The sequence below is a fragment of the Syntrophomonas erecta subsp. sporosyntropha genome (assembly GCF_055395365.1).
In genome coordinates this window covers 35,844-51,088 of record NZ_AP042459.1, presented here as the reverse complement: position 1 = coordinate 51,088, position 15,245 = coordinate 35,844, and the positions used below count along the sequence as shown (strand labels likewise).

Sequence of the window (15,245 nt, the reverse complement as noted above, 5' to 3'; positions counted from 1 at the left end):
CCTACCAATATTTGTTTTGGTTACCGTTACTTAATTATAGAATTCTTTATCCCTGAAATAAAGCGGAAATTCGGCCGTTCTACCGGGAGTGCAGAGGCTTGTCCGGTTACACTGGCCTATTTGGACAGTTTATCTGGCAAAGCTGATATAATACAAACAAGAGTCGGTTTGAGGAGGTTTTAATGAGAGTGAGGGAGGTGGATTCATGGGCTTTAGATACATATTAGGCCGATCGGGAACCGGAAAGACTCGTCAGGTTATGGAAGAGATTAGCCATTATGCGGGTGATAGTTCTAGTAATAAGCTGATTTTGCTGGTGCCTGAGCAGTATACCCTTAAAGCAGAACAGGAGCTTATTGGGTTCTTAAAGGTTCCGGGTATTATGAGGGTAGAAGTGTTGAGTTTAACCCGTCTGGGGGAGAGGGTGCTTAACGAAGCAGGTGGAGCTGTCCGCAGCCTTTTAAATGAACAGGGAAAGAACATGGTGTTGCGGAAGATTATCGATGAAAATTCTTTTCAGCTTCAGGTCTATCGTAAAGCGGCTTACCAGGAAGGCTTTGTGCGCCAATTGAGCGAACTGCTGGCGGAATGGAAACAATATGACCTGACTCCTTCTGATCTTAAAGAGTGCAGCCATGACCTTCATGAAGATATCGTTTTACGGAACAAATTACAGGATAGTGTTCTATTATTTGAAGGTTTTAATCGTTTTCTAAAAGATCGCTATCTTGATCTGGAGGATCGGGAACTTCTTATCATTGAGCGAATCATAGCCGCTCCATTTTTAAAAGGTGCTCGCATATGGCTGGATGGTTTACATGTTTTTACACCTTTAAGGTTATTAATGCTGGAAAAATTAGCTGAGGTGGCCACAGAGGTTACCATAACCTTTACTCTTGATCCTAACTTGGATTCCCGTGACCGTGACTTATTCGATTTCCCATCAGGATTCTATCGGCGTATACGCGAAATAGCCCGGCAACTAGATCTGGATCAGGAGGTTATAACCCTGGATAGCCGGAAGGTTATTTCTTTTAGAAAGCCAGATTTAGTACACCTGGAAAAGGAGTTATATGCTTTTCCGGCCCGTATCTATTCTTATAATCCCGAGCATATTCAATTATTTGCTGCTACTAACACTTATAGCGAGGTGGAAAACCTGGCGGCTGATATCTTGTATAAGGTCAGGGAGAAAGGATTACGCTGGCGGGATATAGCGGTAGTTTGTGGGGATATGGATAGATATGCTCATATAATTAAGCGTACCTTTCCACGCTATGGTATTCCCTGTTTTGTGGACAGTAAGCGTGATATTATGGGCCATCCACTGGTAGAATTTATCCTAGCCCTAATGGATATAGTGCAAAATGGTTATCGCTATCAAGATGTTTTCCGGTGTTTAAAAACGGGTTTGATGGGTTTGGACGCTGATCAGATAGAATTATTGGAAAACCATGTTATTCGCTACGGTATCAGAGGACAGTGTTGGAAGCAGCCGTTTAGTAACCGAAACGATGGGGATATTGAGAACCTGGAGCAAATTGAGAGCATAAGGGGATACCTGGTATCTACACTAGAAGATCTGGAGAATAGTATAAAGGGCCAACAACCATATGCCCATTTTACCAAGGCTTTGTTAACATTTTTGGAGAAAATGAATATCCAGCAGAAACTAGCTCAATGGATTATCAAATTACAGGATTCCGGTCATTATGAACCAGTCTATGAAAGCGCGCAAATTTGGAATATAGTAGTAGAAATATTTGAGCAAATGACTGAAATCCTGGGTGACCAAAGGGGAACTTTAAAAGAATATAATCAGGTTTTGCGGGCCGGCTTTGCCAGCTATGAAATTGGAATTATACCTACTACTTTGGATCAGGTTTTGGTAGGAAATGTGCAACGCTCTCGTATCGGAACTGTCGAAGTTCTTTATGTTATTGGAGTTAATGATGGAGTTTTACCCTCCCCTGGGACCCCGCCAGGGTTGTTTTTAGAGGAGGAAAAAAATCGCCTGCTCCAAAATGGATTAAGGTGGGAAAACACCAAGCAGTATGCCATTAATGAGGAGAGATTTTTACTTTATTCCCTGCTGGGAAAGGCTAAAAACTACCTGTATTTTTCCTTTTCTTTAGCAGATGAAGAAGGTAGATCATTGCGCCCCTCCCTGTTGATCGACCGTATACGCCGCTTGTTTCCGCATTTGCGGCCTACTTCTGATATTATTATGGATCAAGGACAACAACTGCAAAGGGTGGCAGTTCCAGAAAGCACTTTTCAAATTATGGTGGAACAGATAAGACGGCAGTTGGATGGCCAAGGGATAGAAGGATTTTGGTGGGATGTTTATAAGTGGTATGTGAATCACCCAGCCTGGAATTCTTCCTTGCAAATGATACAACAGGCTTTTTTCCACAGTAACCAGGTGTATAGAAATTCCCAGGTTAACCGCTTGTTTGGTAAACCGTTACGTACTAGTGTTTCCCGCCTGGAACAGTATTCTGCCTGCCCGTTTGCCCATTTTATCAGGTATGGTCTAAAACCGGTGGACAGAAAACAATTTAGTATTGAAATGCCGGATATAGGTGATCTTTTTCACCAGTGCTTATTAGAATTTTCCTGCCGGTTAGATGACCAGCAATTAGACTGGCATAGTCTGGATGAGGAGAAATCTTACCGGCTGGCTGATCAGGTAATGGAGGAACTAGTTCAGCAGTATGGTGATGGTGTATTTACTAGCACCTACCATTATCGTTATCTTTCTAACCGTCTTAAGCGGATTAACCGGAGGGCAGTGTGGACAGTAGCGGGTCACCTGCAAAAAGGCAACTTTACCCCTTGGGGATATGAAGTCTGGTTTGGAAGTGGTGGTTCTTTTCCTCCTATCCAGATTGAACTGGCTGATGGCAGCCGTATGCTGCTGGAAGGCAGAGTTGATCGTATTGATGTGTTAGACCAGGAAGATACCCGTTATATTAAAATAATAGATTATAAAACGGGTGGACGAGAGTTTGTTTTATCAGATATTTATTATGGATTAACTTTACAGTTGGTATTGTATATGAGTGCAGTTTTAGATAGTGGTGGGGATAACTTACGGCAGGTCAAACCAGCCGGTATTTTCTATTTCAAGATTGATGACCCCCTCATCCAAACTGACCAAATGGTAGCACAGGTAGTACAGGATAAGCTCCGTCGTCAATTTCGGATGAAGGGCCTGGTTTTAAAGGATGTTAATATTATCCGGTCCATGGATATAGAGCTGCAGGGCAATTCAGATGTGATACCGGTTAGTATTAATAAAGACCAGCAATTGGGGAAAAATTCGTCAGTGATGGATGAAAATGAATGGAATCAGTTAATAACTCATGTAAAGGCTAAAGCACAGTCAGTTGGAAAAGAAATCATAAATGGAAATATAAGCATTAATCCATTCAAGAAGGAAAAGGAGAAGGCTTGTGATTATTGCCGGTTTTCGGCTATATGCCAGTTCGACCCGCGTTTTAAAGATAATAATTACCGTATATTAAAGAAAATTAATGACCAGGAAATTATGAGACGAATAGCCGAAAAAAGGGGGGGAAAAGATGCCGGAATGGACTGACGAACAGCGCCAGGCTATTGAAGCCAGAGGGTGTAACCTACTGGTATCAGCTGCAGCCGGTTCAGGGAAAACTGCTGTTCTGGTAGAAAGAATTATTCAGCTGTTGGTGAAAGATCAGGTAGATATTGATCGCTTGTTGGTGGTAACCTTTACCAAAGCTGCGGCTGCGGAAATGAAGGAGCGGATAGCCGAAGCTCTGGCTAACGAGTTAGACCACAATGTTTCACAGCAGGCTTCCCTTCGTCGTCAGCTCAGTCTTTTAAATTATGCCTCGATTAGTACCTTACATTCATTTTGCACCGAAGTAATACGTAATTATTTTTATATGGTAGATATTGATCCCGACTTTCGAGTGGGGGATGAAAATGAAACGGGGCTATTAAGAACTGAGAGCCTGGAAGAGCTGATGGAACAGGAGTATCAACAAGGTAATGAACTCTTTTTTGATCTGGTGGAAATGTTCGGCAGCAGCAAAAACGATCTACCCCTGCGTGATCTTATTATCCAGATTTATGATTTTATTCATAGCCAGCCAGAACCAGATAAATGGCTACAAAAAGCTGCCGCTCAATTTGATCTAAAAGAAGACAATTTGCCGGGTAGTCCCTGGGTAATGGCTATTAAAGAGCAGGTGGTTCGCGAGTTAAATGGTGCACGGGATTTATTTCAAGAGGCCTGTAAACTGGCCCAATTACCTGGTGGTCCGGATGTTTATTTGGAGGCCCTGGAAGAAGATACCCGGTTAGCCCAACAACTTCTGGAGCTTTTAAAGCAGGATTTTACAGGTTTTAGGACTGCTTTACAGCGGGTAAAACACCCCCGGCTTAAACGAATTAGTGGTGATGTAGATAGTTTTTTAGTTGATATGGCTAAAAGTTTACGAGAAGAGGGGAAAAAGACGATTTCCGGTCTGGCCACTATGTTGAACCATACCCCGGAAGAACTTTGTCAGGAGGCTCAACAGCTTTATCCCCGTATAGAATACCTGCTTAATTTAGTTCGGTCCTTCCGTGACATTTATAATGAACATAAAATAGAAAAAGGTCTATTAGACTTTTCCGATCTGGAACATTATGCCCTGGCCATACTTAAACAAGAAACAGCTGCTCAGGACTATCAGAAAAAGTTCGAGTATGTTTTCGTTGATGAGTATCAGGATAGTAATGGGGTACAGGAAGCCATACTTAATGCGGTTTGTCGCGGTGATAATTTGTTTATGGTCGGTGATGTAAAGCAGAGTATATACCGGTTTCGCCTGGCTGATCCTTCCATGTTTATGAAAAAGTACCAACGTTTTAGTGTCGATGGTGGGGTTGAAAGGCGTATAGATCTAGGCAGAAATTTCCGCTGCCGGCAGGAAATAGTAAACGCTGTTAATTGCTTATTTCAACATATCATGTCCAGGGAATTGGGAGAAATCGACTATGATGAAAATGCTTTTTTGTATTGCGGAATACCGGCTTACGATTCGCCTAATCCCGATGTAGAGTTGTATTTAGTGGAGACGGGTACTGAGCCTGAAACAGACGCTGAAAATGAGGAAGATGATGCTCCCGGTGTTATTGAACTGGAGGCCCGTCAGGTAGCCCGGCGGATTCAAAGCCTGCTTAACACCCGGATTTATGACCAGCGTATAAAACAATACCGTCGGTTAGAATACCGGGATATAGTTGTTCTGCTGAGAACTACTCGTAATTGGGCAGGGGAGTTTGCCGAGGTTTTAGGTAATCACGGAATACCGGTTTACGCTGATGTGAGCAGTGGCTATTTTGATACCTTGGAAGTAAGCCTTTTTATGAATCTTTTACGGGTAATAGATAACAAGCGTCAGGATATTCCACTGTTAAGTGTTATGCGATCACCTATTTTTCAATTTGGGGTTAGTGAGCTGGTGAAGATAAGAGCAGCCTGCAAGCAGGGGAGTTATTTTGAGGCTATAGACCACTATATTACTAATCATAGCAACCAGCTTAGCGAAAACCTCATTGCCATGCTAGAACAGCTGGCAGCCTGGAAAGATGCAGCCCGGTATATGCGCATGGATGATTTTATCTGGAAGCTGCTTACAGAAACGGGTTTCTATAGTTATGTCAGTGCTATGCCCGGCGGTGTCCAGCGCCAGGCCAATCTGAGGGTCCTTTATGACCGGGCCAGGCAGTTTGAAGAAACAAGTAATCGGGGACTATTTTCCTTTATTAATTTTATAGACCGGTTACAAAGCAGCCGGCGGGATATGGAAATAGCCAGAGCCCTGGGGGAAAATGAAAATGTAGTGCGTATTATGAGTATCCACAAAAGTAAAGGATTAGAGTTTCCGGTGGTTATGATAGCCGGTTTGGGCAAACAATTTAACACTTCTGACAGTAAAGCACCAGTGGTATTACACCGGGAATTAGGACTAGGACCCCGCTTAGTTGATCTGGAAATGAGAGCTTATACCGACACCCTGGCTCGTTTGGCCATAAAGAATCAGATCAAATTGGAAAATCTGGCTGAAGAAATGCGAATCTTATATGTGGCCTGCACCCGCGCGAAAGAAAAACTCATTATGATAGGGGGGGTGAAGGATTTAGAAAAAGCAGTAAATAAATGGTCGCGAGCCATGAATTTTTATCATTTATCCAGAGCCAAGTGTTTCCTGGACTGGGTAGTTCCTGTAGTTATGCGGCATCCGGCTGGAAAAGTTCTGCGGGATCTGAATGGGGTATGGTATGAAAATACTATCGATGATGAATGTCAATGGAAAGTTGAAATTATAAATCGCACTGCATTAGCGGCTCAGCAGGTGGAAAGCAGCACCCAGGAAACTTGTATTCGGGAATGGCTGTCAGGATTAAAACCATTACCAGTCTCAGAAATGGATAATGTAATCAATACCCGTCTGGATTGGACATACCCCCATGCCCAAGCCATTAAAATACCATCTAAATTATCAGTTACTCAATTAAAGCGGCTAGAAGTCACCGAGTTACGCAGTTTGGGGTATAATATTCCCAGTCTAGCTTCTCCCCAGCTGGATGATAAAGATAGTTGTAAACTACCGGCCTGGAAGAGAGGAACTGTCGTACATACTGTAATGCAGCATCTGGATTTTAGCCGGGTAGGTAGTCTTGAACAAATAAAAGAGCAGTTGAATGATCTGGTGGATAAAGAGTTTATAACCAGTTTGGAATCCCAGGCTGTAAAACCAGTAGATATTCTGGCTTTTTTTAGATCACCTCTGGGACAGAGGGTATTGGCAGCCAGTAAAATTCACCGGGAAACCCCGTTTAATCTGGCTTGTACGGCAGGTCAGGTGTTACCGGGGATTGCTTCTAATGAAGATATGCTTATTCAGGGTGTTATTGACCTTTATTTTGAGGAGCCGGATGGTCTGGTGTTAATTGATTTTAAAACTGACCAGGTTTTGGCTGATAATATCCGAATTTTAGTGGAGGAATATCAGGTACAGTTGGATTGGTACCAAAAAGCCCTGGAAGCAATCCAGGGCCGTAAAGTCAAAGAACGTTACCTATATTCTTTTAATCTGAATCAAGCCATAAAGGCATAAAGCTAATAACCCAGCTAAATTAATGACGTGGATTTCCCTTCCCCTGTCTAGAATCTTATAATAACTAATGTTTAAGTTAATATGATGGTCAGCCACACTTTTTAAAAGAGGTGGTTGACCATCGTAATCCGGTTTTATGATCTAACTTACCGGCATGTTATTAGAGGGTAATAATTCTGCTAATTGTTTATAAAGATCCTTTTCAGTTTCGAAGCCTGCCGGAAGCTGGGAATCTAAAAAATGCATATATGCATCCAAACATGCTCTGACTACCTGTTCCCGGGTGACCAATGTTCCGGTTGTTTCATATCCCCGGTTTACTAGCTGGTTTAACCAATCGATCTGATCAGCGTAAAAGTGCATGGGCATCTGCATTAAAGGTCTCTTTTTTTGCAGAGCAGGTGTAGGGCTATTTCCTGATGAGACTGCTGTAGGGATGTTTTTAGTCCTAGTTTCGGTGCTGTTATCCTGGTCCTTGCTGTTTGAAGTACGGGAATCAGGGTTTTCTAAAGTTTCCTGTCTGGTTAAGGCCCATTGCTCCCGAGCTAATTTCTCAGTTTGGGGATTTTGTTTGATATCTTTATGTGTAATGACATTATTAAACCAGTTTACCGCCTCAGAGAAGTTACCGATGCGCCGGTGTAATTCGCCTATTAAGTAGGTGGCCTTAACGTCACTAAGATTGCCAACCCTACCACTGCCATTCTGAAAAGCTTCCAGGTATTGATTTAATGCTTCATTCAAGTAGGTGCTTTCCAAATCAAATTTAAGCGTTTCCCGGGCTATCCAGGCAGATCCCAATAAAAGTCCGGCTAGTTCTTCGGGTGGGGCTTTTTTTAGCTGGGCGGTTCGTATAGCTTGTTGAAAACATTTTAGGGCTTGTTCGGGAGTGCGCTCTTTTCCGAATTCCTCTTTTTGGGCGGGCCGTAATTGCATCAAGGCTACTGCTAACTGATCAGCCTGTTTAGCGGGGATTTCCTTATTAAAACTTTTGTTGGAAGCCGCATAATAACATTCCGGACATACGATAATCGAGTAGTGCAAAGGACTTGTTCCCCGGTAAATGACATGAAAATCGCTTTCCCGCTTTTCAACGAATACGGCAGAACTGCGAATCTGGAAAGAAGTGAAGGAAGTTTTACATATCGGACAAGTATATTTTCTGGGATACAAGGGATTAACAGAACTCATAATACTATCACCTCAAAAAAAATGCTTCGGAAATAAACAATTTTAACCGAAAAGAACTTATAATTATAATAGTAGCCTATAATATTATATATCATTCAAGAGGTATTTCCGCCAAGCATCATGATAGAAAGATAGGACAGTGTGCACCACGGTTATAATCTGTGAAGGAGTTAAGGCTAAAGCAAACTAATAATCATAGCAGCCGTGGTAAAACGAGAAATACCTAATTGCATTTCTTTAGAGATAGAAAGATAAAAAATTTTCGGGGGTTGAACAGTTTAATAAGGGGGTAGGGGTAGTGAAGGTTGGTAACTTCATGAGTACCGGGGTTATTGTCCTAAACCCGGATATGACTCTGTGGGAAACTGCTGCTCTTTTTCTGGATCGCAAGATTGATGGTGCGCCGGTAATGAAAAATGGCCAAATAATAGGCTTAATTACTAAGACCCATTTAATAAGGGCCTTGGTGAACAAGGCAAACATGGACCGGCCTATACTGGAGGTTATGACTAGTAGTGTAAGGGTACTTCATCCTGATGACGATATCCGGGATGTAGATGTTTTACATCATGGACGTTATCCGGTAATGAAGGATGGCCAGTTAGTAGGCTTTATTACTAAGTCTGATATTATGCTGGCCTTAGAGGAGATAAATGCTGAGCTATCTGGACAGATAAACACGGTGATAAACTCCGCTTACAATCCGATAGCGGCCATTGATAACCGTGGAGTTATCCGCATATGGAATAAGGCGGCCGAAAAATATACTGGTTTGTTGGGGAAAGACATAATTGGTGCTTATATAAATGAGGTAGTTCCAGAAAGTGAACTGATGGATATTGTTAAAACCGGGCGATCTGAATTTGGTATTAAGCTACATATAGGTAATATACCTTTTGTAACCAACCGGGCTCCAGTTATTAGCAACGGTGAAATCGTTGGTGCGGTGGCTATTTTAACTAATATTTCTGAACTAGAAAAAGTTACTAGAGAGCTGGCTTATGTAAAATCCCTTAATGCAGAACTGGATGCCATAATTGATTCCAGTTTTGACGGCCTATATATTACTGATGGTGAGGGTATGACCATCCGGGTTAATAAAGCTATAAAAAGGATAACCGGGTTAGGAGAAGAGGAAGTAATAAATAAAACTATGCGGGAACTGGTAGATAATGGGGTAATCTCACGCTCAGCAACTTTAATGATTCTGGAACAAAAAAGACAAATTACCACCACCACAACTACAGCCACCGGAACCACACTTCTGGTAAGTGGAACTCCCGTTTTTGATGAACAGGGTAATATCTTTCGGGTAGTCAATAATGTGCGCGATATTTCTGAATTAAACATGTTAAAGCAGAAACTGGAACGCTTAGAAGGCCTAAAAAAGCATTTTGAAAGTCAAATGAGTCAAATGAAAGTAAAACTATCTGGAGATCTGGTTTTTAAAAGCAAAGAAATGGAAAACATTGTCTATCAATCTATCAAGATTGGCGGAGTTGATTCAACTGTACTTATATCTGGTGAATCAGGAGTAGGAAAAGAAGTTATAGCTGAGATCATACAACGCAATAGCTTGCGTAAATCCGGCCCTTTTGTAAAACTTAACTGTGCCGCTATTCCCGATAATTTAATTGAGTCTGAGCTGTTTGGTTATGAAAATGGGGCTTTTACTGGTGCTAAAAAAGAAGGCAAGCCCGGACTATTTGAGGTTGCCAACCAGGGTACCCTTCTATTGGATGAAGTTGGCGACATACCGCCCCACCTGCAGGTTAAACTACTCCGGGCTATTCAGGAACGGGAAATCCTGAGGGTAGGGGGGACAAAACCTATACCCATCGATGTCCGTATTATCGCTATAACTAATAAAGATCTGGAAAGTATGGTTCGTAGTGGAGAGTTCCGGGAGGACCTATACTATAGGCTTAATGTAGTTCCCATCTGTGTACCTGCCTTAAGAGACCGGCTCGAAGATATTCCCTTGCTGGTACGCCATTTTATAAATAACTTTAACCAACGTTATAATCTTAAGAAATCATTAGATATTGATGTTATTGAATTATTAATGCGCTATAGCTGGCCAGGAAATATAAGGCAGTTAGAGAATTTGATTGAAAGACTGGTGGTTACCACCAGCACCGAAAAAATATTGGTATCACATCTACCGGCCTATATTTTCACAAATGACAACGGTAATCTAGGAGATGATGATCACCCCGTAAGCGTAAACCGGATCATCCCCCTTAAAATAGCAGTGGAAAATGTGGAAAAAATGTTACTGGAAAAGACCTTTGCCGTGGCTAATTCCTGTTACAAAGCTGCGGAAATACTCGGAGTTGATCCTTCCACCGTATCACGCAAAGCCAGAAAATACAGCCTCAGTATCAAAAACTAGGAAGCAAGGGGGGAGCAAGGGGACGTTCGGACCACTGACGTTACCTTTGCTTCCTTCCGCCCCCGTACCTGCCCAGGGGGCGTCTGCTATGCTTCAGTCAACGTGGCTCTCGATGTTTATGTATTCAACACCAGCTTGATTCAGGGGCAGGCCAGATGGAATCATCTATAAAAATAAAATAAAAAAATTGCGGGTGTCGAACAATGGGGGGGCACCCGCGATAGGCAGGCTATTTATTATGCTTCTAATTTATTGGATTTAACCCAAATTTTCATCTTATCTGCTTCTTTAATGAGATCGTCCCGTAAATCGGGATGGGCAATATTAATTAATTCCTCGGCCCGTTGCCAGGTAGTCCTCCCTTTCATAAGAGCAATACCATATTCAGTGGCCACGTAATAGTTGATAGAGCGGGGAACGGTAATAATAGTTCCCGGGGATAAGGTGGGGCGAATTCGGGATTCTACCTTGCCATCAGGGGTAGTACGGGTAGAACTTAGGCAGATAAATCCTTTACCACCTTTCGAACGGAAGGAGCCAAAAATAAAATCAAACTGACCTCCGGTTCCTGAGATATGCCGGAACCCTGATGATTCAGAAGCCACCTGACCGTATAAATCAACCTCAATGGCATTATTAATAGCAAATACTTTATCGTTTTGTGCAATTACAAAGGGGTCATTGGTGTAGTGAACCGGATAACTGGCACAGATAGGATTGTTGTCCATGAAGTTGTAGAGTTTGTCAGTGCCCATAGCAAACGTATATACCATTTTACCTCTGTCCAGGGCTTTATATTTACCACTAATGCGTCCCGCATAATACATATCGACAAAAGAATCTACCAACATTTCAGTATGAACTCCCAGATCTTTAAGATCAGATTCGGCAATCATAGCTCCTATAGCATTAGGCATAGCACCTATTCCTAATTGGATACAGCACCGGTCCTCCATTTCTTCCATTACAACTTCGGCAATTTTCCGGTCGGTGTCGCTAATGGGAAGTTCAGGAAGGTTTAAAAGGCCGGTGTTGTTCTGGCTTTCTACGACATAATCTACCTGAGAGATATGAACTGATTCACTATTTCCGCCTAGACAAACAGGTACCGAGTTGTTTACTTCGAGGATAATTTTTTTAGCTTTTTGAATAACATAAGAAGTGATGGAATTTGAAGTGCCCAGGTTGAAAAAACCGTTTTTGTCCATTGGTGTAACTAATACAAAAGCCACATCAATGTCATTATGATCCAGGACTAGCCTTTTGGCTTCATGATAGGTTAAAGGAATATAATTGCACAGGTTTTTTCCCTGTAAGGCCCGGGAAAAACCGGAAAAATGCCAATCATTTAAACAAAAATGTTCCCGATTAGGGTCAACCTTAACAATTTCCGGTACCATAGTAATTGTTACTCCTCTTATCTTAACATCTTTCAGTTCGTTAACCCGACGGGCCAGGGCAGCATCTAATTCCCTGGGCTGCATGACAAATTCACCATACTGCACCCAATCACCTGATTTAACTATCTTAACAGCTTCATCGGCTGTTACCAGCTTTTCATTATATAGATCCATCCACTCGTTATTTGCATTTAAAACTAGCGCCATGAATTAACCCCCTTTAAAATGTTATGGAAATAAGCCGGAAAGAACAGTAAAATATAAAATGAAAACCTAACCGGGATATTAGCCAGGCAGCTAATGTCCCGTTTTTGATTAACGGTTTACATTACCTCTCTCTTTTTTCTGTATAAAATCCCGGCTTACAGCGTGACCCTGGTTACATAAAGACAATTCCTGCACCACCCCCCGGTCATTCAAACTCGGACCACGCTGGTATAAAGGTTTATTTGCAATAAACATGCCATGTTTATTGCAAATGGTATAGTTAGACTAATTTGGCCAGGAGATGGAGATATAGTGTTATTGTGGTAGCAAAACGTTCTATCAGATATAAACTACATTTAGAGGTTAAACAAGCGTTAGTCTTTTAGTACAAGGGAAACATGATAATTCGTAGTAGTTTTGCATTATTGATAATGCAAAATTGCAATTTCCCCAGTTAGTACCACTTAATTTGTACAGATACAACGTATATATGTACATGCTTTGACCATTGCATTATCGCAATAGGAAATTTTGCATTATTACCATAGCTGTACAATAGATGGTAAAATCTATTCAGTAAATATGGGGGTTATACGGAGGATAATCTATGGAGTATAAAATTATGGTCGTACAGGAATTCGCAGCAGCCCACCGGCTAAATCGGTACCCGGGTAATTGTAGAAATATTCATGGGCATACCTGGCGGGTAGAGTTAATTATAGGCGGGACCCAATTAGATGATCTGGGTATGCTGGTTGATTTTCGTCGTGCCCGTCAAGTGCTGACTACTATTTTGCAGCGTTTTGATCACCAGATGATCAATGAAGTAAGTCCCTTTGATGAAATAAATCCTACTGCAGAAAATTTGGCTCACTATATTTATGATCAGGCTAGTCAGGAATTACCTGGTTACAGTATTAAGACTGTACGAGTATGGGAATCTAATAGTACCTGGGCCAGTTATGGAGGGAATGATTAAAAGTGAAAGCAGTAGCACTGTTATCGGGAGGTTTAGACTCGGTGGTTTCCATGCTGCTGGCCGCCCAGGATGCCGAAATCATTCTGGCACTAACCATTGATTATGGACAGAAGGCCAGAATTAATGAGTTAAGAGCCTCTCGTAATATAACTTCCCACTATGGAATCCCTCATCAGGTTATTGAATTACCTTTTATGAGCAAATTAAGCTCTGATTTAACCGAACCGGGGGCAGATGAAATTATTAATCCCTGGGTACCTAACCGTAATGGGCTTTTTCTTAACCTGGCGGCCGCATTAGCTGAGGACCTGGAAGCTGGTTTGGTTGTTTGCGGCTTTAACCGTGAAGAAGCGGATAATTTTCCTGATAATTCCCGAGGATTTATAGAAGCGGTAAACCAGGCCATGATTTACTCAACCCGTAATGGTGTCCGGGCAGTATCTTATGTTTTGGATATGGATAAGGTAGAAATAATAGAGGCTGCTAGTAGTCTGGGTATAGATTTTCGCATGTTGTGGAGCTGCTACCAGGACGGAAACCGTCCTTGTGGAAAGTGCCCTTCATGTCTAAAAAACTTGCAAGCCTTCAGAAAGGCAGGAATTGATTATTGTGAAGATTTTATTTACTGACAGGAGCATGGATTATACCGGGGAACAATTAGCTCCTCATTGGATCTACCGTAACTTTAATATTTTAGGGGATGCCATGGTTGCATTTTCAGGTGCTGCTCAAGTATCCTTGGATCATATGGTTGATCTGGCAGATGTGCTGGAAAGTGCCCATATATATTCACCCCTTATGCTCCACTTTCTGGTAGAACACTTTGATACTAACCTGGAGTTAGCCGTATATCGCCAGCGCATGTTAATCGTAGCAGTTAAGGAAGAATTAGAACAATTTGAGGTTCCAGTGACGCGTTTTGGGGATGATTTGTATGTTAACCGGGCTAAATTGTCGGTTTCTATTGCTACTAGCTCAGTTGTTTCTACTTTGATTCATGTGGGGCTAAATATTCAAACCGAAGGTACCCCGGTTAAGACAGTAGGGCTTACGGAGCTAGGGATTAGCGATATTAAAGCCTTTGCGGAGAATGTTATGCTTCGTTATAAAAAGGAACTAGAACAAATCTATCAGGCTCGTTGTAAAGTGAGAGGGATTGGCATTGACTGCTGAGTTAGATGAAATTATGGAAAGTGTACAGGGGGAGGGTTTAACCATTGGCACCCGGCAGGTTTTTGTACGGCTAAGCGGGTGCAATTTACGGTGCAGTTATTGTGATACTCCGGCCAGCTATTCCCGGCGTAATTACGGATACTTTTATCCGCAGGCCGGCTATAGGGATAACCGTTTACCTATAGAGAATCCGGTGACCGTTGAACAATTAGTTAAACTGATTCGTTCATTTTCGTCCCGATGGGTAAGCTTTACCGGAGGTGAACCCTTATTGTATCCGGAATTTATAGCCCGGGCAGCCAGTTGTTTAGAAAGAGAAGGCTACTGGTTTTTATTGGAAACTAATGGAACTCTTCCTGATCATCTGAAAAAATGTATTGACTACCTGGACATGGTAAGTATGGATATAAAACTTCCTTCCTCCACCGGTCAGGTACTATGGGACCAACACCGCCATTTTTTGCAGATTGCTAAGGATAAAAAATGTTATGTAAAGATAGTGGTAACTAACACTACCACCTCTAGAGAAATTGAAGAAGCTGCTGCCATTATAGAGAAAACAGATCCTTACATACCTGTAATATTACAACCGGTTACCCCAACTAATGGGGTAGAGTCGGTAGATATACAAAAAGTTTTAGAATGGCAGAAATATCTGCTTTATTACCTGCATGATGTCCGAATAATTCCCCAGATTCATCCGGTTCTTCGGGTAATCTGACTTAGGTGGGAATTAGAATTCTATA

At 42.0% G+C, this 15,245-nt stretch carries 9 protein-coding genes; 7 read left to right on the top strand and 2 right to left on the bottom strand.

Annotation, left to right across the window (positions count from 1 at the left end; genetic code table 11):
• Nucleotides 1-205 precede the first annotated feature (205 nt).
• Nucleotides 206-3,604 (top strand): helicase-exonuclease AddAB subunit AddB, encoded by a 3,399-nt coding sequence (gene addB / locus ACZ5Q0_RS00235; RefSeq protein ID WP_446820133.1) that lies wholly within the window; start codon nt 206-208, stop codon nt 3,602-3,604.
• On the top strand, nt 3,588-7,154 hold the full coding sequence (addA, locus tag ACZ5Q0_RS00230) for a helicase-exonuclease AddAB subunit AddA (protein ID WP_446820134.1): 3,567 nt from the start codon (nt 3,588-3,590) through the stop codon (nt 7,152-7,154). Before addB ends, addA begins: the two co-directional genes overlap by 17 nt.
• Before the next feature lie 141 nt (nt 7,155-7,295).
• Here the strand turns inward: addA and ACZ5Q0_RS00225 are convergent, their stop codons facing one another.
• Entirely contained in the window at nt 7,296-8,345 is a 1,050-nt protein-coding gene (locus ACZ5Q0_RS00225) for a DUF2225 domain-containing protein (RefSeq protein WP_446820135.1), read from the bottom strand.
• Between the two features lie 298 nt (nt 8,346-8,643).
• On the opposite strand from ACZ5Q0_RS00225, the gene ACZ5Q0_RS00220 reads away from it, so the two are divergent.
• On the top strand, nt 8,644-10,740 hold the full coding sequence (locus ACZ5Q0_RS00220; protein ID WP_446820136.1) for a sigma 54-interacting transcriptional regulator: 2,097 nt from the start codon (nt 8,644-8,646) through the stop codon (nt 10,738-10,740).
• A gap of 236 nt (nt 10,741-10,976) precedes the next feature.
• On the opposite strand, the gene ACZ5Q0_RS00215 is transcribed toward ACZ5Q0_RS00220, so the two are convergent.
• Nucleotides 10,977-12,347 carry an acetyl-CoA hydrolase/transferase family protein gene (locus ACZ5Q0_RS00215; protein WP_446820137.1) on the bottom strand — a complete coding sequence of 457 codons (1,371 nt, stop codon included), beginning with the start codon at nt 12,345-12,347 and terminating at the stop codon, nt 10,977-10,979.
• Between the two features lie 607 nt (nt 12,348-12,954).
• On the opposite strand from ACZ5Q0_RS00215, the gene queD reads away from it, so the two are divergent.
• The 4 genes from queD to ACZ5Q0_RS00195 are packed head-to-tail and all read left to right on the top strand — an operon-like array spanning nt 12,955 to nt 15,220.
• Nucleotides 12,955-13,326, top strand: coding sequence for a 6-carboxytetrahydropterin synthase QueD (queD, locus tag ACZ5Q0_RS00210; RefSeq protein ID WP_446820138.1), 372 nt, complete (start codon nt 12,955-12,957; stop codon nt 13,324-13,326).
• Between the two features lie 2 nt (nt 13,327-13,328).
• Nucleotides 13,329-13,955: a 7-cyano-7-deazaguanine synthase QueC gene (queC, locus tag ACZ5Q0_RS00205; protein WP_446820139.1), complete on the top strand. Its 627-nt coding sequence runs from the start codon at nt 13,329-13,331 to the stop codon at nt 13,953-13,955.
• Entirely contained in the window at nt 13,936-14,499 is a 564-nt protein-coding gene (locus ACZ5Q0_RS00200; protein WP_446820140.1) for a DUF366 family protein, read from the top strand. The genes queC and ACZ5Q0_RS00200 overlap by 20 nt, the downstream gene beginning before the upstream one ends.
• The gene (locus tag ACZ5Q0_RS00195; RefSeq protein WP_446820141.1) at nt 14,489-15,220 is read left to right on the top strand and encodes a 7-carboxy-7-deazaguanine synthase QueE; all 732 of its coding nucleotides are present in this window, start codon (nt 14,489-14,491) and stop codon (nt 15,218-15,220) included. Before ACZ5Q0_RS00200 ends, ACZ5Q0_RS00195 begins: the two co-directional genes overlap by 11 nt.
• Nucleotides 15,221-15,245: the final 25 nt, after the last annotated feature.

Excerpts from the sequence above, each read along its gene's own strand:
- addA (WP_446820134.1), top strand. The coding sequence starts at position 3,588 with ATGCCGGAATGGACTGACGAACAGCGCCAGGCTATTGAAGCCAGAGGG.
- addB (WP_446820133.1), top strand. The coding sequence starts at position 206 with ATGGGCTTTAGATACATATTAGGCCGATCGGGAACCGGAAAGACTCGT.
- queD (WP_446820138.1), top strand. The coding sequence starts at position 12,955 with ATGGAGTATAAAATTATGGTCGTACAGGAATTCGCAGCAGCCCACCGG.
- ACZ5Q0_RS00215 (WP_446820137.1), bottom strand. The coding sequence starts at position 12,347 with ATGGCGCTAGTTTTAAATGCAAATAACGAGTGGATGGATCTATATAAT.
- ACZ5Q0_RS00225 (WP_446820135.1), bottom strand. The coding sequence starts at position 8,345 with ATGAGTTCTGTTAATCCCTTGTATCCCAGAAAATATACTTGTCCGATA.